Origin of the sequence: Microbacterium lacus, from assembly GCF_044794305.1 — a bacterium.
Classification (GTDB): Bacteria; Actinomycetota; Actinomycetes; order Actinomycetales; family Microbacteriaceae; genus Microbacterium; species Microbacterium lacus_B.
In genome coordinates, this window is record NZ_CP084996.1 from 1,348,541 (window position 1) to 1,369,823 (window position 21,283).

Here is a 21,283-nt window from a genome sequence, read left to right on the forward strand (position 1 = left end):
ACTAGTAGGAATCCCGATAGGAGTTCAGAATGAGCGTTGAAGCCCCACGCGTTGAGAGCCGTTGGATCAGCGTCGTATTCCTCGAGAGCGAAGAGGCGGATGACGTTCTCGGGATGATTGACCGCGACGGTCCGCTCACGGCGATGGCACATCTGGAGCGCTGGGATTTTGGCGACGAGACGACGGATGCTGCGCTCGTCAACGGATACGTCTACGACGCTGTACCAGTCGGAACAACCGACCGAGTCATCATGGACGACGAGTCGGGATACACCCTTACCTACAGCTCGGCCCACGGCCACGTTTCGCTTCTTCGCAGCTACTTGACGCCGCCCGAGGCAGAGGAACCAGCCAATCTCGGCACCGCGGGAGGCCGGTCGCGCAACCGAGTGGAAGACATCGATCGCGATCGTTGGCTGCGGGTACCAGCCAGTGCTCTGCGCGCTCAGTACCGAAAGTTCGCGCGGTGAGCGATGGGCCGGAAGGGCGGTTGCACACTGCATCCCTTCATACGCCGAAAGGAGAACCGCGGCGTGATCGGCAATCTCGCAAACGGGCCGCGACAGAAGCCGTGGCGCAGGTACGAAGCGCGAGAGCCGCGGAGAAGAAAGAGCGGCTCGCCGCAGAGCACGCAGCCGAGGGCGTGGGCCGTCACCTTCCGCGAGCGGGAGAACCTGGGCCGGCTGCTCTTCGAACACCGGGCCGACTGAAGCTGCCGAAGCATCAGGACACGTCAGCCACTCTGGCCGGGCACTACCCGTTCCTTGCCGAGGCTGGTCTTGGTTCTGCAGGGGTGTTCGTGGGACAGGATATGTACTCGGGCGGGTCGTTCGTCTATGACCCGTGGGTGCTGTACCAACGCGGGCTGATCACCGCGCCGAATATCGTGCTGGCGGGGATCGTCGGCTCAGGGAAGTCCTCGCTCGCGAAGTCCCTCTACACGCGCTCACTGCCATTCGGGCGCCGCGTGTACGTGCCCGGCGATCCCAAGGGCGAGCACACAGCGATCGCCGAGGCCGTCGGCGGGCGCGCGATCATCCTCGGCCACGGGCTGCGCAATCGCCTCAACCCCCTCGACGAAGGCCACCGACCCCTCTCCACATCCGACGCCGAATGGGAAGCACAGGTCACGTCCCGACGGCGCGACCTCATCGGCGCGCTTGCCGAGACGGTGCTCGAACGATCACTCAGCCCGCTCGAGCACACCGCCATCGACCTCGCACTCATCGATACGGTCCGCACGACAGACATACCGACCCTGCCGATGGTTGTCGCGCGCGTCCTCGCACCTTCGACGGCGGATGACCGGGACGGAAGGCTGACCGAAGACGGCCGGATCGTCGGGCACGCTCTGCGCCGACTCGTTGCCGGCGATCTCGCCGGACTCTTCGACGGGCCATCAACCGTGCGCTTCGACCCCTCGCTACCGATGATGTCGCTCGACCTCTCCCGCGTGGCCGAGAACTCGACCCTAATCTCGGTGCTGATGAGCTGCTCTTCGGCCTGGATGGAATCGGCACTCGCCGACCCGGACGGCGGCCAACGGTGGGTGATCTACGACGAAGCGTGGCGACTCATGGCCTACCCCGCACTGCTGCGCCGCATGGACGCGCAATGGAGGCTTGCCCGCCACTTCGGCATTGCGAACATGCTGATCTTCCATAAGCTCAGCGACCTCGACAACGTCGGAGACTCCGGATCCGCGATGCGCGCCCTCGCCGCGTCACTCCTGGCCAACGCCGAGACTCGGATCATCTACCGCCAGGAGGCCGACCAGCTGGGATCGACCGCAACCGCTCTGGGTCTGACCGGCACCGAGCAGAGCCTGCTGCCAGCGCTGGGAACGGGCCAGGGGCTGTGGCGGGTGAAAGATCGCAGTTTCGTCGTGCAACATCAACTGCATCCCGTCGAACTCAGCGCATTCGACACCACCGCCCGCATGACGAGCACCTCCCGATGACCGTGCCGAACCAGAAAGGGATGCCGGGCGACGAGCTCGCCAACGTTGGAATCGGGATCTTGGTTGGTGGTGCGGCCCTTGCTCTCTTGCTGCGCGCGGCGGGATCCGTAGCCGCGTGGGCCAGCAGCATCCCGCAACCGACCGGCGGAGTGGAGAGCGGGCTTTCCGTTCTGCTCGATCCTGGTGATCCGGCTGGCGCCTTGGGCGCGCCGACTCTGAATGTTGTTGCCTACTGGATCACCGCGGCGGTGATACTTGCCGCAGCGGCGGCTTTGGTCGTCGTCGGGTGGCGGATGCTGCGGGGCGCTGGGCGTGCCGCGCGAACGGACCCGCACCGCATCGTGGGCATTGCGACCCGGTCCGAGGTCGCCCACTCCGCCTCGCGGGCCGCGCTGATGCGTCGCGCTCGACATCTTCGGCCCTCGCTCACAAAGCCGAAGCCGACGGATATCGGCTACCGGATCGGAGTCTCGCGCGGTGACGACATCTGGGCGAGTGTCGAGGACTCGATCTTGCTCATCGGACCACCCCGCTCGGGCAAAGGCGTGCACATTGTCATCAACGCCATCCTCGACGCCCCCGGCCCCGTGATCACCACCTCGACTCGCCCCGACAACCTCACCGCGACGATCCGGGCAAGATCGCGGGTCGGTCCGGTCGCGGTGTTCGACCCTCAGCACCTCGCAGAAGGAGTGCCGGCCGGTCTTCGCTGGTCACCGATCCGCGGCTGCGAGGACCCTCTCACCGCGATGGTTCGAGCTTCTGGACTCGCCTCAGGGACGGGACTGTCTGCCGGCGGTGTTGAGGGCGGCGGGTTCTGGGAAGCAAAGACCCGAACCGCCCTGCAGGCTCTACTCCACGCTGCCGCACTCGACCACCGCTCCCCCGCCGAACTGTTCCGATGGACACTTGACCCCGCTGCTGCGGCCGACGCGGTCGCCATCCTCACCACTCATTCTGCTGCGGCCACCGGCTGGGCCGACTCGTTGCAGGCCACGCTCGACGCCGATCCGCGCACGCGAGATTCCATCTGGCAGGGCGTCTCCCTCTCGCTATCCGCCCTCGCAGACCCGCGTGTACTTGATGCCGTGTCACCGCGCGATGGCGAGCACTTCGACCCGACACAGTTCCTGCGTAGCAACGGCACTCTGTATCTCCTCGCGACCGGCGCAGGTGCAGGCAACTCCGCCGCGCTCGTCGCCGCGTTCGTTGAAGACCTCGTCGAGACCGGGCGCCGCATCGCCGCACGAAACCCGAGCGCACGGCTCGACCCGCCACTGTTGTTGGCGCTCGACGAGATCGGCAACCTCGCCCCGCTCCCCTCCCTACCCACACTCATGGCCGAAGGCGGAGGCACCGGGTTCACCACGATGCCCGTTCTTCAGTCGCTTGCCCAGGCACGCAGCAAGTGGAGCGACAACGCGGCCGGAGCGATCTGGGACGCCTCCATCGTCAAGATCATCCTGGGCGGCGCATCCAACTCCCGCGACCTCCAAGACCTCTCCACTCTCATCGGCGATCGCGACGAAGCCACCGACTCCACCACCGTCGGCGACCGCGGATCGCGCTCCTCCCAGCGTTCCGTGCGCCGTGTCGCGATCATGCCCCCCGAGATTATCCGTACGCTCCCGTTCGGCACCGGACTGATTCTGCTCCGTTCTGCGCCGCCGATCATTGCGCGCCTTCGCCCGTGGACTGCACGAGCCGACCGCAAGATCGTTCAGGCAGACCGGGCCGCGGTCGAGGCGGAGTTGCGGGTGCCGACAGAATTGCCGCCTTCGAAGGATGCGGACTGACATCGGCACACGCGTTAGTGCTGGCGCACCTCCCTTGCAGAGCGAGCCGACTCGGCCCGCGTGATCGAGGAGGAAAGTCCCATGGCACTTCACACTCAGGAATCCATCTCCGGATTCATCGCATCTGACCCGCAGCGTTCTGTCACGGACAAGGGCGATACCCGCTTCTACGTGCGCATCGGACAGCCCCACTTCCAACGCAACGAGGACGGAACCTTCACCGAACTCGCACCGACCTTCCACGACATGGTCGCCTACCGCACCACTGCTGAGCGCGCATTCGAGCGGTTCGCCAAGGGAGACAGCTTCGTCGCCGAAGGCTACCTCCGCACCTTCCCGATCGAACGCGACGGCAAGACCATCCACGGCGAGGAGTTCGTCGCCAAGAAGCTCGGCCACGACCTCGCCCGCACCAACTACGACGTCGACCGGTCTCGCCGCGCTGCGGCCTCGCCGGACCGTGAGCCCGTCAGTCAAGCTCCTTCCCGCGCGAGCACACCTGCCCACGGAATCTGAGCCATCGTATGGATCACTCACCCCCGCCCGACGAGCCAGACCCGCCGTTCGGAGACGCATTCGACGGCGAGCCGCCGCGTCCCATCAATTGGAACCTCCTCACCGCGGACGAAGCCGAAGCCGAATGGCTCTCACTCAACCGCTGGGTCAACTGGCTCCGCCGCACCTACGGCCTGCCGGCCTCCGTCATCCCACCGTTCTGGCACCGGCATCCCGAACTCGTCTGGGAACTCTCCGCCCTCCACTTGCACTGGCTCAGCGCATACGACCCCGACCAGCATGCATCCGCCCCACTCGGATGGCACCGCGACTTCGTCGACGCCCGCGAACGGCTCCACGACTGGGTCGCGACCTCCGGTACACGGCTCGATCGAGATCGACCGACACGGCAGACGGCATGGCCGGGGGAGGCGGTTCCGATCGCGATTGGCGAGCGGATTATCCAGGACCGAGACAAAGATTTCGTGGCGTTCCTTGTTGCTGATCTTGCCGAAAGGCGCGACCGCGGATAGCCGTGTAGAAGCGTGTTTGCCAAGCAGATCGGGGTGTACGCGGGTCTTGCGGGTCACTGCACCTAATGGAGTCGCAACTCCACATCGATCGCCGCGGCCGAGCGGAGCAGCGGCGGCAGATACGCCTGAAGCAGATGCTCGACAGAGTCGCGCGTTGCGCTGGTCGATACGTTCAGCGCCGCGATGACCCGACCATCACGGCTGTGCAGCGGCGAGGCGATAGAGCGGAGCCCGGGCTCGAGTTCGCCATCCACGAGCGACCATCCCTGCTCGCGCACCCGACGGATCTCTTCTCTGAGTTCCCCCGGATCGACGAGTGTGCGTTCGGTGAGTGGCCGGAGATCGGATGCTGCTACCACCGCGTCGGCGGTAGCATCCGTCATTCCCGCCAACAACACCCTGCCCATACTCGTCGCATAGGCAGGGAAGCGCGTGCCGATCGTGATGCGGACGCTCATGATGCGTCGGGTCGGAACGCGGGCGATGTACACGATGTCGGTGCCGTCAAGCACGGCGGCCGAGACACTCTCGTCCACCTCGCGCGAGAGGATTTCGAGGTGGGGTTGCACGATCTCGGGGAGCGACAATGACGACAAGTAGCTGAAGCCGAGTTCGAGCACCCGAGGGGTCAGCCGAAAGGCGCGGGCGTCCGAAGCCACATACCCGAGCGACTCGAGAGTGAGGAGAGAACGGCGGGCTGTCGCGCGCGTGATGTCGGCGCGTCGGGCGACATCACTGAGGGTCAGTTCTGGATGCTCAGCATCGAACGCGCGAATGACCGACAGCCCCCGCGCAAGCGACTGCACGAAGTCCCCGGATGCCGCCTCAGATCCCGTCACGCTCACGGGCTCACCCTATCCATTCACTCCTGGCAACAAGTGATCGATGCCGTACTCAGGCTCATTGGCGCTCACCCGCTCAATACACCGCCTTTTCGGGTCGCCTACTCACATCCAGCCTGAGTTGGGCGACGACGGCTCGGCCGCCGCCGGCAAACGTCGCTGGCGCCTACCGCTCCAGGACGACCGCGAGCCCCTGACCGACACCTATGCAGATCGCGGCGACGGCGATTCCCCCGCCCCGGCGGGCGAGTTCGTGCGCGGCGTGGCCGATGATCCGCCCACCGGACGCTCCCAGTGGGTGACCGATCGCGATCGCACCCCCGTGAATGTTGACTTTTTCGGGGTCAAGGTCGGGCCAGAGCTGAAGGCAGGCGAGGCTCTGCGACGCGAACGCTTCGTTCAGTTCAACGACATCGACGTCGGCCCAGGTCTTGCCTGCGCGGGCGAGCGCGCGGTTCGCGGCTTCGACCGGCGCGACACCGAACACGTCGGGGTCGTTGCCGAAGGCTGCGCGACCGGCGATGCGGGCGAGGGGCTCAGCATCCACTACGCCCTCACCACCCAGCAGCAGCGCCGATGCGCCGTCGTTGATCGATGATGAATTGCCGGCTGTGACGGTGCCGTCTGCGGCAAAAAGCGCCTTCAGAACGCCGAGCTTGTCTAGCGTTGTCTCGCCACGGATGCCTTCATCTCGGGCAAGCTCGTGGCCGGCGATCTGCACCATCTCATTGTCGTAGGAACCGGCAGCCCACGCCCGCGCCGCCAGTTCGTGACTTCGCAGAGCAAACGCATCCTGCGCATCGCGCGAGATGCCGTAAATCTGCGCGAGTTTCTCGGCTGATGCGCCGTTGCTGATCGTCCATTCCTTGCGCAGAGCAGTGTTGGTCATCCGCCAACCGATCGCCGTGTTCCACATTGTCTGGTTGCCAACCGCCTGAAACGGCTTCGCCGCCTTCTCTACGACATACGGGGCGCGGCTCATGGACTCGACGCCCCCGGCGAGGATCACGTCGGCGTCACCTGCCTCGATAGCGCGCGACCCCTGGATGACCGCTTCAACCGACGACGCGCAAAGGCGGTTGACCGTCACCCCGGTGACCGTCGTGGGAAAGCCCGCGAGCAGCGCACCGAACCGCGCGACGTTGCGGTTGTCTTCGCCTGCTTGGTTGGCGTCGCCGAAGATCACGTCCTCGATGCGGACGGGGTCGATGCCGGTGCGCTCGACGATCGAGCGCATCACAACGGCGGCGAGGTCATCGGGGCGGACGCTCGAGAGGGCTCCGCCGGCTCGGCCGAACGGGGTCCGGACGGCGTCGTAGATGAAGGATGCAGGCATGTCAGTTCTCCTCTTGCGTTTCGACTCTGCATTTAGACTCGCCCGCGACTCGCTCAACGACCGGGCTCAGTTGCAGGCCGGTGAGTTCTGCGAGCGACTCGACCGTGTTGTCGCCAAACGCTTCGCGCACCGCGAAGCCTGTCGGGGTCACGTCGAACACCGCGTGGTCGGTGTAGACGCGGGTCACACACCCTACGCCGGTGAGCGGATAGGTGCACGACTCGACGAGCTTGGACTCACCCTGCTTGGTCAGCAGGTCGGTCATCACGTAGACGGCCTTCGCGCCGATGGCGAGGTCCATCGCTCCGCCGACGGCGGGAATCGCGCCGGGTGCTCCGGTCGACCAGTTCGCGAGGTCGCCGGTCTGCGAGACCTGGAACGCGCCGAGGACGCAGACGTCGAGGTGGCCTCCGCGCATCATCGCGAACGAGTCCGCGTGGTGGAAGTAGGCCGCCCCCGGCAGCGCGGTCACGGCCTGCTTGCCGGCGTTGATCAGGTCAGGATCGACGTGCGCGGCATCCGGCGCCTCCCCCATCCCCAGCAGGCCGTTCTCGGTGTGCAGGATGATCTCTTGGCCCCTCGGCAGAAAGTTCGCTACCAAGGTGGGGGCGCCGATACCGAGGTTGACGTACGACCCCTCGGTGATGTCGGCGGCGATGCGCTGGGCGAGTTCGTCGCGGGTGATGCAGGTACTCATGCGGATGCTTCTTCCCTGGTGGTCGGGAGCTGTCTGCCCTCGAGGTCAACGCCTCCCACAAACACCCCGTCATTGAGCCATGCCCGCGCACCGACGGCGACCACCCGGTTTACGAAGATGCCCGGGGTGACGACGTTCTCGGGGTTCAGATCGCCCAGAGGGACGATCTCGTCGACCTGCGCGACAGTGACAGTCGCGGCCGAGGCCATGATCGGGCCGAAGTTTCGCGCCGTCTCGCGGTAGATCAGGTTGCCCCAACGGTCACCCTTAAGCGCACTGATCAGCGCGACATCGGCGTGAATCGGATACTCGAGCACGTAGTCGCGCCCGTCGATCGTGCGATTTTCTTTGCCCGCGGCAAGCTCGGTGCCGACCCCCGTCGGTGAGAAGAACGCCCCGATCCCGGCGCCAGCGGCGCGGATGCGTTCGGCGAGGTTGCCCTGCGGGACGATCTCGAGTTCGATCTCGCCCGCGCGGTACAAGCCGTCGAAGACCCACGAGTCGTGCTGACGCGGGAACGAGCAGATGATCTTGCGCACGCGCTTCTTCGCCAAGAGCGCGGCGAGCCCGGTGTCGCCGTTGCCGGCGTTGTTCGCCACGATCGTGAGGTCGCCAGCGCCCTGCGCGATGAGCGCGGCGATGAGTTCAACCGGCTGACCTGCGCAGCCGAAGCCGCCCATCATGACAGTCGACCCGTCAGCGATACCGGCCACGGCGGACGCGGCATCCGGAACAGTCTTGTCGATCACTTGACTCCTTGTGCGCTGTACGAACAACAATTCGCTTTACGCACAGATTAGCAGACGCACGGTTCGGAAATGAGCACAGATCGCGACCAAGTATCGACGTAGCACCTGCATGCGCACCACAGATATCTGCGTAATTAGGCCATTCGCCAGATGGGTGGCGCCACGACAGCCTCATGATCGGCGGCGTCAGGACTCGTCATTCATATAGAGGCGCCAGGCGTTGAGCCGGACCACGAGCATTCTTGGCTGCCCGCTAGTTGTCAGGTGTTCTCAGCGGTCGAGGGCGGCAAAACGCTCGATGTCGCCGTTCGTGCCCGACACGATGATCAGGTCATGGTTCGTGACCACGGTGGTTGCCTCCGCGTAGCGGAACGGCTTGCCGGGACTCTTCACGCCCAGGACAGTCACATTGTGCTTGGACCGCACGCCCGATTCGTTCAAGCCCACGCCGCGGATGAACTTCGGCGGGTACATCTTGGCGATCGCGAAGTCGTCGTCGAACCGTATGAAGTCCAGCATCCGCCCGGTTACGAGGTGCGCCACGCGCTCGCCTGCCTCCCGCTCGGGATAGACGACGTGGTTCGCGCCCACCCGGGAGAGGATCTTGCCGTGCGACTGGGAGACCGCCTTCGCCCAGATCTGGGGGACCTTCAGGTCGACCAAGTTTGCGGTGATCAGGACGGATGCCTCGATCGACGAGCCCACCGCGACCACCGCGACCTGAAAGTCCTGGGCACCCACCTGCTTGAGCGAGTCAATGTTTCGGGCATCAGCCTGCACGGTGTGGGTCACGCGCTCGGACCACTTCTGGACGAGCTCGAGGCTCTCGTCGATGGCGAGCACTTCGCGCTCCAGCCGGTCGAGTTCGCCCGAGCAGGCCGCGCCGAAACGGCCCAGTCCGATCACGAGAACGGGGGCATCGCTTCTGATTCGATCACCCAACGATCGGCCTCTCCGCGGGCAGCGAGTGAAGCTGCGAACCGGATGTCGCGACCACCACTGTGCGCGCGTCAAACGCGTGGTTGGAGGATTCGTTCACAGGGCTGCTCCACATAGGTGAAGGTGGGAGCCGCCGAGAAACCGGCCCTGTTCAACGAGGTCGCTACCTGCCCAGAGCGACACAACTCCCACACCTAGACGCGCGTGAAGAGCAACCGCGCTACACCGCGTGGGAGCATTCATGCTGAAGGTCACCCTCGATCACCCGGCCATGTGGCCAGCATCGCCAAGGGTAGTCGGCTTGCTCGTGGTCGGTCCATATGGTTTCGATGCCGACTGAACAGTCGGCATCCGGCTGCTAGCGCATTCGCCTGGCCGGGGACCGTCTATCCATGGCACAGATCGGTGACTTCACCCCCTCCTGCACAAATGGTAGCGTTTCCAGTACGGAAATAGTCCGTTATTCGGAATGTTGACCAGATTGGATTGCCGGATGACCACCGACGATGTCGTCATAGTTGCGGCAGCGCGTACTGCCCAAGGCCGCCTGAACGGGCAGCTGGCCTCGTTTTCCGCGACCGATCTCGGCGCAGCGGCGATACGTGGGGCACTCGAACGAGGTGGTGTCGACCCCGCAAACGTAGACGCCGTGATCATCGGCCACGTGCTGCAAGCAGGAGCTGGCCAGAATCCCGCCAAACAGACCGCGTTGGCGGCAGGTCTCGACCGAACCGTTCACGCCACATCGGTGAACAAGGTGTGCCTGTCCGGTCTCACGGCCGTGATCGACGCGCGTCGGATGATCCTGGTGGGCGACGCGCAAGTGGTGGTGGCGGCAGGCATGGAGTCAATGACCCACGCGCCGCATTTGCTGCCCGGCTCGCGCGTGGGGTGGAAGTACGGAAACTTTGAGGTGCTCGACCACCTGGCTCACGACGGCTTGCGGGACGCGTATGACGGCACGAGCATGGGAGCCACCACCGACGAGGCCAACCCACGCTTCGATGTCACTCGCGAGCAGCAGGACGCGGCGGCGCACCGATCCCATTCGCGCGCCGCCGCCGCCCAGCGAGGAGGTGTGTTTGCGGACGAGATCGTGCCGCTCTCGGTCGTCGCGCGTGGCGGGGAATCGCGGATCGTTGACACGGACGAGGGTGTGCGACATGACTCGACGCCTGAAAGCCTCGCCGGCCTGCGTCCCGCTTTCACCGAGGGCGGCAGCGTGACAGCCGGCAACTCCTCCCCTCTTTCCGACGGCGCTTCGGCGGTCGTGTTGACGACGCGAACCAGGGCAAAAAGGGAGCGCTGGACTGTTCTGGCCGTCGTCGGCGAGTCTGGCCAGGTTGCGGGCACCGACAACACGCTCCACGAGCAGCCCGCCAACGCGCTGGCAGTGGCGTGTCAGAAACAGGGCATCAATCCTGCAGACCTCGACCTGGTGGAGATCAACGAGGCGTTCGGTGCCGTGGTCGTGCAGTCCCAACGCCGCCTCGGGCTCCTCGACGACGTAGTCAACATCCACGGTGGAGGCATCGCGGTCGGCCACCCGCTCGGCGCCTCCGGCAACCGCCTCGTCGTGCACGCCGCTCATGAACTGCACCGCCGGGGCATCGGCACCGCTGGCGTCGCCCTATGCGGAGGTGGCGCGCAGGGCGAGGCACTAATTCTGACGGCATCCTGATCGGCCGGTGCTTTCGCGGCGCGAAGAGCGGGTTCAAATCCTGAGGTCTGTTCCGCCAGTACGCCCGACTGACCTGGAGTCAGCTCGGCGCAATGACCGTCGGTTAGACCTGGTCGTATCGAATGCAGTGCCGAGCTCGGACTCCGAGTGTGGCGCGAGATCCGCCGTTCTTTCGATGCTCCATCACCGAGCGTTCTCCCGAGCGGGTTTGCCGAGAGAAGCCCCACTTGATCGGCTGGCGATGTGCGCCACTTCGACACTCCTTGCCGTCGCGGTCTTCACGATGAGTTTCGCCGCTGGGCACCAGCTCGACCTGGAGAGGAAGCCGCAACGATGAGCGCTGCTCGCGAAGGATCTCTCGAGCAGGGCTTTGAGTCGCCCGGCGTCTGCTTACGGACGGACAACGATCCCGGAGACGTCGCAGTCCCCCACGATGAAAGACTGAGACGGTGACCCTGCTCGAACCCGCACGAACCGTCGACCGAGTTGCGATCGCCGACGCTCTCAGTCGCGCCGCCGCCGGGGTGCGGCTGGAGGTCGACGACGCCGAGACGCTCCTGGGTGCCACGGGTGCCTCGTTCGAGCGGATGCTGCGGATCGCGGGCGCGGTGCGAGATGCCGGCCTGGCGGCATCCGATCGTCCCGGGGTTATCACCTATTCGCGCAAAGTGTTCATCCCGCTGACCACGCTGTGCCGCGACCGCTGCCACTACTGCGTCTTCGTCGACACCCCCGCGCAGTTGCTCAAGCTGCACAAGCCGACCTACATGTCGCCCGAACAGGTGCTGGCCGTCGCCCGCCAGGGGGCGGCGGTCGGCTGCAAAGAGGCGCTGCTGACCCTCGGCGACCGGCCCGAAGACCGGTGGCCAGAAGCGCGCGCCTGGCTCGACGAGCACGGCTACACCTCGACCCTCGACTACGTCGGCGCGATGGCGCGGCTCATCACCGCCGAGACCGGCCTGCTCGCCCACCTCAACCCCGGCGTGATGACGGCGGGCGAACTGCGGACGCTGCGCCCCACCGCCCCATCGATGGGCATGATGCTCGAGACCACATCGCGGCGATTGTTCGAAGAGCCCGGGCAGGTGCACTACGGCTCACCCGACAAGGATCCCGGCCTACGGCTACAGGTGATCGAAGACGCCGGCCGGGAGCGGGTGCCGTTCACGACCGGCATCTTGGTCGGGATCGGCGAGACGTTGCGCGACCGTGCCGAGTCTCTGGTGGCGATCCGCGCGGCGCACGAACGCAACGCCGTCGACGGCCAGGGCCATGTGCAGGAAGTGATCGTGCAGAACTTCCGCGCCAAACCCCGCACGGCGATGCAGGGCGCGCCCGACGCCTCAGTGCTCGAATACGTGGCGGCGGTGGCGGTGGCCCGGCTCGTGATGGGGCCGCGTATGCGCATCCAGGTCCCGCCCAATCTCTCCGACCCTGCCGAGTTCGAGATGCTGCTGCGCGCCGGCGCCGACGACTGGGGTGGGGTCTCGCCGTTGACGGCCGACCACGTGAACCCCGAGCGACCTTGGCCGCACCTCGCCGATCTCGCCGATCGAACGGCGGCGCTCGGCTTCGCGCTTCGTGAGCGGCTGACTGCGCAGCCGGAGTTCGTGCAGGATGCCGCGACCTGGATCGACCCGACGCTGTGGTCAGCGGTTTCTGCGCTTGCGGATCCCGCGACGGGTCTGGCCGCGTTCGCGTCGGGCCCGAATCCAGCGCTCGCCCGCGAATCCACGCAGTCCGCCGCACAGGAGCGACTGGGTTCAGCCGCAGCCCCGGGGTTCGGCGAGGCAACTGCGGCGCGGACACTCGCGGAGCGTGCGGCGGCCGACCCGCTGGCACTCGACGACACCGAGTGGGCGCTATTGCTGCGGGCCACCGGCCCCGACCTCGACGCGCTGACGTCGACCGCTGACGACGTGCGTCGCTACACCGTGGGTGAGGCCGTGAGCCTGGTCGTCAACCGCAACCTGACCTCGAGCGGGTTCCGGTCGGCCCCGACGGGCGAGCTCGGCACCTTCACGCTCGATGACGTCCGCGCGATCGCGACGGATGCCGCCGACCTTGGCGCCACCGAGATCTGTGTGCAGGGACTCCTCGTCCCCACCGAAAGCCCCTGCGCGTACCTCGAGATCGCGCGTGCGATCAAGACCGCGACCCCCGACATCCACATGCACGCCTACCGTCCGCGGGACGTGTGGGACCTCGCCGACCGCGGTGGGCTTGGGCTCGACGGCGCGCTCGCCGCGTTGCGCGAAGCCGGCGTCGGCACCGTGCCGGGCACCGGCGTCAAAGTCCTCAGCGAGCGCGTCCGCGCGCTGATCGCTCCCGGCGATCTCGAGATCGACCGCTGGATTGAGGGCATCACCGCCGCACATCGGGCCGGCTTCCGCTCGACGAGCGTGATCTTCTACGGCCACGTCGAGACCGCAGAAGAGCGCATCGCCCACCTGCGCCGCCTGCGCCGGATTCAGGACGATACCCGCGGGTTCACCGAGTTCGTGCCGATCCCGCTTCCCGGCTCGTCCGGCGGCGTCTCGCTCGTCACTGGCCGCCCCGCGCTCGATGAGCACCGCGCGATGGTCGCCGTGTCGCGCCTGATGCTGAGCGGCAGCATCCCGCACATTCAGATCCCGTGGACCCGCGTCGGCCGCGACGCCGCCGCGACCCTGCTGCAGTCGGGCGGCGACGACCTCGGCGGCACGCTTCTCGACGGTCGCGTCCTGCCCGAAGCCGGCATCGAGCACGGGCTCGAGCTGTCCGTGGCGGATGCCGCGCGCATCGTCGCGCGCCTGTTCCGTCCCTTCCGCCAGCGCACGACCGACCATCGCGAGCAGACACGATGACGCGCGTCGAGGTCGCGATCGTCGGCGCCGGGTTCGCCGGCCTCGGCATGGCGATCGCGCTGCGCCGGGCGGGACGCGATGACTTCGTCATCCTCGAGCGTGCGGCATCCGTCGGCGGCACGTGGCGCGACAACACATATCCCGGCCTCGTGTGCGACGTGCCCAGCCACCTCTACGGCTTCGCCACGCACCCGAACCCTTTATGGTCGGGCACGTACGCGCGCGGGGATGAGATCCGGTCGTACCTCGAGCGCATCGTCGATGTGGAGGAGCTCCGCGATCGACTACAGCTCCGCGCGGCGATGCGATGGGCGGACTGGGATGCCGCCGAAGGGGTGTGGCGCATCGGCACTGGAGCCCCCGGCACCGCAGCCTCCACCGGCGGCACCTGCGACGACGTCATCGTCGCCGACGTGCTCGTGATCGCCTGCGGACGGCTCACCGAGCCCTCGATTCCCCGAATCTCCGGCCTCGAGAGCTTCCCCGGGCCGCTGTTCCACTCGGCCCGCTGGGATCACTCCGCCGACCTCGCGGGCGCCCGCGTCGGGATCGTCGGCACGGGGGCGAGCTCGATTCAGATCCTGCCCGAACTGGCGCGGACGGCGGCGCAGGTCACCCTGTTCCAGCGCACGCCGGCGTGGATCGTGCCGCGAGGCGGCGACGCCTACTCCGACACCGACCGCGCCCGGTTCGCGGCGACGCCGCAGGCTCTCGAGGCGCTGCGCGCCGACCTGTACGCCGAGGGCGAGGCCCGCTTCGCTTCGCGAGCCGGCGACTCGGATGCAGCGACCGAGGCGGAGGCCGTCGCGCGGGCACACCTCGAACGGCAGGTCCACGACCCGGCGCTGCGCGCCGCGCTCACGCCGGACTATGCGTTCGGCTGCAAGCGCGTGTTGCTGTCGGACGACTTCTACCCGGCCGTGGCGTCGGACGCCGTGACGCTCGTGCGGGGCGCCCTCTGGGCCATCGAAGGCTCGACACTCGTCGGCTCGGACCGCTCCCGTCATGACGCCGACGCGCTCGTGCTCGCGACCGGCTTCGCCTCGACCCGTCAGCCCTACGCCGAGCTCGTCTCGGGCGAGGGCGGCGTGACGCTCGCTGCGCACTGGTCGCAGGGCATGACGTCGTTCGCCTCCACCGTGGTCTCCGGCTTCCCGAACATGTTCGTGTTGAACGGCCCGAACGCGTCGCTCGGCCATTCCTCCTCAGTGCTCATGATCGAGGAGCAGGCGGCGTACGCCACCCGTGTGCTCGCTGGGCGCGCGGGCCGCGTGCTGCGCGTCCGCCCCAACGCCGAGCGCGTCTACACCGACGAGATCGCGCGGGCTGCGGCATCCACTCGCTGGATGACCGGCGGATGCCGCAACTGGTACGTCGACGAACGCTCGGGCCGCCTCACCCTTCTGTGGCCCGGTACGGTCGAGGCGTTCCGCTGCCGACTCGCGCGCGCTGACGGCTCGGAGTTCGAACCCGCCGACGAAGCCCCAACGACCCCCGCGCCCGTGGAGGGCGTACTGAGAGGAGCATCATGAGCTTTCCCCTGAGATTCGGCTACAAGGCATCGGCCGAGCAGTTCGGACCCAACGAACTGTGCGAGTTCGGAGTCCTCGCCGAGGAGATGGGCTTCGACTCGGTCTTCGTGTCCGACCACCTGCAGCCGTGGCTGCACGAGGGTGGCCACGCCCCGGCATCTATCCCCTGGCTCGGCGCCCTCGGCGCCCGCACGTCGCGAGTGCTCATTGGAACGTCAGTGCTCACGCCGACGTTTCGCTACAACCCGACGGTCATCGCGCAGGACTTCGCGACCCTCGGCGTGATGTACCCCGGACGTGTCATCCTCGGCGTCGGCACGGGCGAAGCGCTCAATGAAGCGAACCTCGGCTTCCCGTGGCCCGATCCGCCCGAGCGGTTCCAGCGCCTCAAGGAGGCGATCACGCTCATACAGCGCCTCTGGACGGAGGAGCGCGTGAACCACGAGGGCACGTTCTACACGACCCGCAACATCACGATCTACGACAAGCTCGACCAACCCGTGCCGATCTACATCGGCGCCGCGGGCCCGGCCGCCACCCGGCTCGCGGGCCGCATCGCAGACGGCTTCATCACGACGTCGGGTAAGGCCGAGACGCTCTACACCGACACCCTCCTGCCGGCTCTGCACGATGGGCTCGAGAAGGCCGGTCGCCCCGCCGACGAGATCGACACGCTCATGGAGGTCAAGGTGTCGTACCACCCCGACCCGGCGGTCGCGCTCGAGAAGACGCGCTTCTGGGCGCCGCTCGCGCTGAGCGCCGACGAGAAAATGGGCATCGACGACCCGATCGAGATGCAGCGGCTCGGCGAGCAGCTGCCAATCGAGCGCGCGGCATCCCGCTTCATCGTCTCGACCGACCCGGACGAGCACGTCGAGCAGATCTCGCGGTACGTCGACATGGGCTTCCGCCACCTCGTGTTCCACGACCCGGGCCACGACCAGGAGGATTTCCTGCGCACGTACGGGGCGGAGATCCTGCCGCGGCTGCGCGCCCGATTCGGCCAGTGAGGCCGACTTACCAGCCCGGCTGGGCCGTCATCATCCCGGTCAAGCCCACCTCGGTCGGCAAGTCCCGACTCGACCTGCCCACCGTCGACCGGGTGACCCTCGCCCGGGCGATCGCACTGGACACGATCGCCGCCGCGGCAGCGTGCTCCGCGGTCTCCCAGGTCTATGTCGTGACCGACGACGGAGCGCTGATCGCGCTGGCCTTCGACATCCCCCGACTGCGATTCGTGCCGGAGGACGACGGCAGCGGCACGCTGCGCGGCATCGACGCGGCGGTGGCGGCCGGCGCCGAAGCGGCCGGAGAAGGGATGCCGCGCGCGGCGCTACTCGGAGATCTTCCGGCGCTGCGGCCCGGCGATCTCGCCACGGCCCTCACCGCAGCCGGCGCGCACGAGCGGGCGGCCGTCGCCGACGCCGAGGGCACCGGGACCACTCTCGTGACGGCGCGGAGCGGCATCCCGCTGAGCACATCGTTCGGCGAGGGGTCCTACGGGCGACATCTCGAGCTCGGCTGCGTCGCGCTGGACCTCGCCGACGACTCGACCGTGCGGCGCGACGTCGACACCGCCGCGCAGCTGAAGGTCGCGGCCGGCCTCGGTCTCGGGCCTCGGACGAGCGGGCTTTTCGCGGCTCAGACAGCATGTAGACCGCGCCAATCAGGCTGAACACGATCACCAGGCGCTCGAACACGACCTGATCATGCGAGAACATCCCGAAGGAGCGCCGCGTGGCGCGACAGATAGAACCACGAACACCCCCGTCATTGACACCAAAATGGTGTTCGACCGTCATCTGATCTGCCGAGGAGCGTTGGGCGACAGTTCGGCGAGACGAACGTCAACCATCCGAGACAAATGCCCAGCGAGGGATCGCTGCGGTCTCTCTACGAGACAATCGTTATCGATTCGCGCAACTACGTGCGGCACGTTGACTTCGCGGATCTTATCGACGCCACTCGATCCAGGAGCGGCTCACGACGCTGGTCTTGATATACCAACGCTGGTCGTCCAACCGCTCGTACGTCTCTCGGTAATAGCCCATGCCGTGCATGTATACGACCTTGGACCCTTCCGGCCACCAGCCGTAGTCCTCCATCGGCCAGACTGCCCTCGCAGTGGACTGAGAGCTCAACTCAATCTCAGGCGTAAATACGTGGTGCACGCTGCGTCGGTTCAGGCTGCCGCGGGACTCCCCGAACCCTTGCACGGCCGCACGCCCGATCAAGGGCCATTCGTAGGCGGACAAACCCTCCAGGAACTCGAAGGTAAAGCCTGGGACGGGAATACGTTCGTTTGTGACCGGGTCGCGAGCGATTGAGAACGCGCTGAGGTCGACCTGCGCATCTGGCGCGAACAGCGACGCCCAACGCGGCCAATCCTGGTGGTCGACGTAGTAGCAGTACCGTGCCTTCAGTTGCTTGATCTCCTCAACCGACGCCAGGTCGTCCAGCGAGGGTGTTCGGTAGCTGAGACTCGTCATGCTCACTTGATCTCCCGCGTCTTCTTCGTTCTATTCAAAGGGTCTGCAATCCGATGACTCCAACTTGGATCGACTTCCCTTGGACCCACGAACTGGGAATCCGGAATCACGCTGTGCTTCATTGTTCGCCAAGTCCGTCGGCAAGAGCGTCGCGCCAAGCGCCCCAGTCCTCGACCACGGCCGAACCCTCGCCGAGAGATTCCCGGACGTCATCGGGGGATTCCACACCCAGCGCGCCTGTTGTCAACTCCCACCACGCATCCATGGTCTCCCGGGCCCGGTCTATCTCAGCTTCGGGATCCAAGACTGCCGAGGGCGCCAACGACGCAAGCTCAGGCTGATCAGCCCACCAGCCGTCGATAGTCGGGTTGAACTCACTCGCATCGATGATCTCGCCACCCGCTTCTTCCACCGCAGCCGCCAGATCCTTGAACTCATCCATGCTGTCTTGCACATAACCCGTCACCGCGTCGTAGCGCGCCTCAGTGAGAACTTCCTGAATCTCGGGAGCGAGCCCATCCCACGTGTCGGTTGAAATCGCCCAACTAGCAACTGTCGGAGCCGACTTGATGAAGGACACCCAGGGTGTCACGTCCAGGAGGCTGGTACTCACGATGGTGGTGGGCGCATTCACGGCGCAGTCCAGCACGCCACGCTGCAGCCCCTCGTACTGGTCAGTAGTCGGCATGAAGGTCCCCGACATCCCCATCGACTCCATCTCCCCCTGCGTGAGCGCGCCGCTGACTCGAACAGTGCGTCCCTCGAGGTCCTCTACCGAATCGAATTCCTCTACGCAAGTCAATACGTTTGGGCCGGCAGTCAGCGGAATGAACGAGATGAATCCCGCTTCTGCCTGCTCGGCCGCTGCCGCGCTTTCGCTTTCATATTGGACCAATTGCTGACCGGATCCGGCGACGGTAACGCCGGGGTAGCCCAGCTTCTGCAACTCGCCCTGGATGAGTTGATCCCACCAATTGCTCACGGGCAATTGGTCCGGAAAGTAGCTGCTCGCGATGAAGGTCACGTCAGTGAGGCCGGAGTTCAACGCCGAGAGGGATTCCGGCACCCCGTGCAACGCACCGGACTCGTAATAGTCGAACGTCACCTTGCCATCGGTCGCTTTCGTCGCCGTATCCATCCAGGTTCTCAGGAGCTGGCTGGACACGTTGCCTGGTGCGAAGGGATTTGAGACGGTGAGTTCTACGGGATCTATCGAGCTCCAGTCGACATCGGCGGTCGCGCCGGTGCTTGTTGCGCTCGGGGTGGCATTGCCGCCGCTGCAACTCACCAAGAGCGCGATAGCACCACACGCCCCCGCCAGTACGATGAACGCTCTTCTTGCAATCACTGTGCCACTCCCCTGTCCGGTCATCGTTGACCATGGTTCAAATCCTGACGAGATTCGTACTGAATGTCAAGGCAGCTGTATAAGACGGGATGTGTGTCGAGGACGGCATCCTCGCGCTCGAAAATCTGTTCGGACTCTCAGATGACGTGCAAGGGTACCGCCTCGCGCTTGAATGCCGATGCGCTGTTGGGTGCTGTTCGCGACCGCGACGGACTGGATCACCGGACTTACCGACGCCCACCGGCAAGGCCGACTCCCGCAGGGACTGGCCGGCTACGCCGCTACGGGCTGATCATCGTCGACGAGGTCCGATACGTGCCGTTCGCGCAACACGCCGCGAACCTGTTCTCCCGGCTCGTCTCATCAGCTACGAACACGCCTCACTCGTCCTCACCTCGAACCTGCCGTTCTCCGGCTGGGGCGGTTTCTTCCGAGACCAAGCCGTAGCCGCGGCGATGATCGAACCGGATCGTCCACGAGGCCGACGTCCTCACCCTTCAGGGCGCCAGCTAACGACTCCGCGGACGCGGCATCGACAGCCGTCCCAGCATCCGCACCACCACCCACGAAACCCTGGCCAGACTGCCCGCAACCGTTCACTTTTCACGCGGGTGGTTTCTAGCGACGGTTGCAACACTTCCTAGATTCTGGAGGTTGTGTTGGCATCATCTCGTCGTGCGAAGAAGGGTCCTGGGCGTCGGCAACTCTCGGACCAGCGTCAGCGGTTCATGGAGCTGCGAGAGCGCGGGTGGGGAGTCGAGGCGGCCGCCCGCGAAGTCGGCGTCTCTAGGACCGCCGGAAACAACTGGGCCTACGGTTACAAGACCTACCGACATGGGCAGCTGGTGGGGTTCGTCCCGGCGATCGAGCGCCTATCCGTGCGTGAGATCAGCACACGGTTCCTCTCGCAGGACGAACGCATTCAGATCGCGGATCTGCGGCACGCCGGACTGAGCGTCCGGATGATCGCGGAGCGGTTGGGTCGGGCGCCATCGACCATCTCCCGTGAGCTGCGCCGCAATGCCACTCGTGGTGGCCGCGGCTACGGCCCGTTTGCTGCGCAGCGCCGCGCGACCGCTCGCCGCGCCCGTAACCATCCGCGGCGCATCGAGTCCAATCAGGACTTGAGGAGGGTGGTGCTCGAGAAGCTCTCCCATCGGTGGAGCCCGCAGCAGATTAGCCGGCATCTTCGTGCGAGGTTCGCTTCGGATCCGACCATGTGGTTGTGTCACGAAAGCATCTACCAGGCCGTTTATCGGCCCTCGTCGGGCCTTCTCCGACCTTCCCGCCTCGCTCCGCAACACCGCTCGCCGCTGCGTACCGGACGCGAACAGCGACGCGCTCACCAACGCACCGATCGACGTCGAGCACGGTTTGAGCAGCCAATGCTCACCATCCATCACCGCCCCTTCGACCCGCGCGACCGTTCTGAGGCGGGGCATTGGGAAGGCGACTTAATCATCGGCAAAGACCAGCGTTCAGCGATCGGCACCCTCGTCGAACGTCAGACACGACTCGTGAGGTTGCTGCACCTTCCTCGACGCGACGGCGACGCCCTCCACGACGCGCTCACTGCCCGCATGCGCGACCTACCCTCAGGGCTGATGCGGTCGATCACGTGGGACCAAGGCACCGAGATGGCACGCCATCTCACGATCACTAGTTCCCTCGGGGCTCCCGTGTTCTTCTGCGACTCACACTCGCCCTGGCAGCGCGGGTCGAACGAGAACATGAATGGTCTCCTCCGCGACTACTTCCCCAAAGGCACCCCGCTCGGCGGCCACTCACCACGGCACCTGCTCGACGTCGAGAACGAGCTCAACGACCGCCCAAGATTGATCCTCGACGACCGCACTCCCGCCCAGCTCTTCGCCGCATTGCTAGCCTCAAATAATCCGCAAGTGTTGCGACGTTGACTAGAACCTGCCGCGCCGACTGTTCAGAATTCGAGCAACGGCGACACCGTACAGCAGGCCTCCCGAGTGGACGCTTGCGCCCACGCGGCTGACTTGCTTGGTGGCTGGCGATCCTGATCCTGGC

At 66.1% G+C, this 21,283-nt stretch carries 19 protein-coding genes; 12 read left to right on the top strand and 7 right to left on the bottom strand.

What is annotated here, in order from left to right; genetic code table 11:
• Positions 1–29: 29 nt before the first annotated feature.
• The 5 genes from LG299_RS06610 to LG299_RS06630 all read left to right on the top strand — a co-directional run bounded on the left by LG299_RS06610 (position 30) and on the right by LG299_RS06630 (position 4,784).
• Positions 30–470, top strand: coding sequence for a hypothetical protein (locus LG299_RS06610; RefSeq protein ID WP_404434242.1), 441 nt, complete (start codon positions 30–32; stop codon positions 468–470).
• On the top strand, positions 467–1,960 hold the full coding sequence (locus LG299_RS06615; RefSeq protein ID WP_404434243.1) for an ATP-binding protein: 1,494 nt from the start codon (positions 467–469) through the stop codon (positions 1,958–1,960). Before LG299_RS06610 ends, LG299_RS06615 begins: the two co-directional genes overlap by 4 nt.
• Positions 1,957–3,756 carry a type IV secretory system conjugative DNA transfer family protein gene (locus LG299_RS06620; RefSeq protein WP_404434244.1) on the top strand — a complete coding sequence of 600 codons (1,800 nt, stop codon included), beginning with the start codon at positions 1,957–1,959 and terminating at the stop codon, positions 3,754–3,756. Before LG299_RS06615 ends, LG299_RS06620 begins: the two co-directional genes overlap by 4 nt.
• Before the next feature lie 81 nt (positions 3,757–3,837).
• The gene (locus tag LG299_RS06625) at positions 3,838–4,272 is read left to right on the top strand and encodes a single-stranded DNA-binding protein (RefSeq protein WP_404434246.1); all 435 of its coding nucleotides are present in this window, start codon (positions 3,838–3,840) and stop codon (positions 4,270–4,272) included.
• 8 nt (positions 4,273–4,280) lie between these two features.
• Positions 4,281–4,784, top strand: coding sequence for a hypothetical protein (locus LG299_RS06630; protein WP_404434247.1), 504 nt, complete (start codon positions 4,281–4,283; stop codon positions 4,782–4,784).
• A gap of 62 nt (positions 4,785–4,846) precedes the next feature.
• Here LG299_RS06630 and LG299_RS06635 read toward each other — a convergent pair whose 3' ends face one another.
• The 5 genes from LG299_RS06635 to LG299_RS06655 all read right to left on the bottom strand — a co-directional run bounded on the left by LG299_RS06635 (position 4,847) and on the right by LG299_RS06655 (position 9,350).
• Positions 4,847–5,629: an IclR family transcriptional regulator C-terminal domain-containing protein gene (locus LG299_RS06635; protein ID WP_404434249.1), complete on the bottom strand. Its 783-nt coding sequence runs from the start codon at positions 5,627–5,629 to the stop codon at positions 4,847–4,849.
• Positions 5,630–5,792: 163 nt separating this feature from the next.
• Positions 5,793–6,962 carry a thiolase family protein gene (locus tag LG299_RS06640; RefSeq protein WP_404434250.1) on the bottom strand — a complete coding sequence of 390 codons (1,170 nt, stop codon included), beginning with the start codon at positions 6,960–6,962 and terminating at the stop codon, positions 5,793–5,795.
• 1 nt (position 6,963) lies between these two features.
• On the bottom strand, positions 6,964–7,659 hold the full coding sequence (locus tag LG299_RS06645) for a 3-oxoacid CoA-transferase subunit B (protein ID WP_404434252.1): 696 nt from the start codon (positions 7,657–7,659) through the stop codon (positions 6,964–6,966).
• The gene (locus tag LG299_RS06650) at positions 7,656–8,408 is read right to left on the bottom strand and encodes a 3-oxoacid CoA-transferase subunit A (RefSeq protein ID WP_404434253.1); all 753 of its coding nucleotides are present in this window, start codon (positions 8,406–8,408) and stop codon (positions 7,656–7,658) included. The genes LG299_RS06645 and LG299_RS06650 overlap by 4 nt, the downstream gene beginning before the upstream one ends.
• A gap of 270 nt (positions 8,409–8,678) precedes the next feature.
• Positions 8,679–9,350, bottom strand: coding sequence for a potassium channel family protein (locus LG299_RS06655; protein ID WP_404434255.1), 672 nt, complete (start codon positions 9,348–9,350; stop codon positions 8,679–8,681).
• A 490-nt stretch (positions 9,351–9,840) separates the two neighbouring features.
• Here LG299_RS06655 and LG299_RS06660 point away from each other — a divergent pair, with 490 nt between their 5' ends.
• The 5 genes from LG299_RS06660 (at position 9,841) to cofC (ending at position 17,081) form a co-directional block, all read left to right on the top strand.
• Entirely contained in the window at positions 9,841–11,028 is a 1,188-nt protein-coding gene (locus LG299_RS06660) for an acetyl-CoA C-acetyltransferase (protein WP_404434256.1), read from the top strand.
• A 449-nt stretch (positions 11,029–11,477) separates the two neighbouring features.
• Entirely contained in the window at positions 11,478–13,874 is a 2,397-nt protein-coding gene (cofG, locus tag LG299_RS06665; protein ID WP_404434257.1) for a 7,8-didemethyl-8-hydroxy-5-deazariboflavin synthase CofG, read from the top strand.
• Positions 13,871–15,406, top strand: coding sequence for a flavin-containing monooxygenase (locus LG299_RS06670; RefSeq protein ID WP_404434258.1), 1,536 nt, complete (start codon positions 13,871–13,873; stop codon positions 15,404–15,406). Before cofG ends, LG299_RS06670 begins: the two co-directional genes overlap by 4 nt.
• Positions 15,403–16,416 (top strand): glucose-6-phosphate dehydrogenase (coenzyme-F420), encoded by a 1,014-nt coding sequence (gene fgd, locus LG299_RS06675; RefSeq protein ID WP_404434259.1) that lies wholly within the window; start codon positions 15,403–15,405, stop codon positions 16,414–16,416. The genes LG299_RS06670 and fgd overlap by 4 nt, the downstream gene beginning before the upstream one ends.
• A complete protein-coding gene (cofC, locus tag LG299_RS06680; RefSeq protein ID WP_404434260.1) occupies positions 16,413–17,081 on the top strand; it encodes a 2-phospho-L-lactate guanylyltransferase in 669 nt (222 codons plus the stop codon). Before fgd ends, cofC begins: the two co-directional genes overlap by 4 nt.
• Before the next feature lie 277 nt (positions 17,082–17,358).
• On the opposite strand, the gene LG299_RS06685 is transcribed toward cofC, so the two are convergent.
• Together LG299_RS06685 and dctP are read right to left on the bottom strand one after the other, a co-directional pair.
• Complete coding sequence (locus LG299_RS06685) at positions 17,359–17,895, bottom strand: nuclear transport factor 2 family protein (RefSeq protein ID WP_404434261.1); 537 nt, start codon at positions 17,893–17,895, stop codon at positions 17,359–17,361.
• A 118-nt stretch (positions 17,896–18,013) separates the two neighbouring features.
• Positions 18,014–19,267: a TRAP transporter substrate-binding protein DctP gene (dctP, locus tag LG299_RS06690; protein WP_404434263.1), complete on the bottom strand. Its 1,254-nt coding sequence runs from the start codon at positions 19,265–19,267 to the stop codon at positions 18,014–18,016.
• Positions 19,268–19,644: 377 nt separating this feature from the next.
• On the opposite strand from dctP, the gene LG299_RS06695 reads away from it, so the two are divergent.
• Together LG299_RS06695 and LG299_RS06700 are read left to right on the top strand one after the other, a co-directional pair.
• On the top strand, positions 19,645–19,887 hold the full coding sequence (locus LG299_RS06695) for a hypothetical protein (protein ID WP_404434827.1): 243 nt from the start codon (positions 19,645–19,647) through the stop codon (positions 19,885–19,887).
• Positions 19,888–19,971: 84 nt separating this feature from the next.
• Positions 19,972–21,159, top strand: a complete 1,188-nt coding sequence (locus tag LG299_RS06700; protein WP_404434265.1) for an IS30 family transposase — start codon at positions 19,972–19,974, stop codon at positions 21,157–21,159.
• Positions 21,160–21,283: the final 124 nt, after the last annotated feature.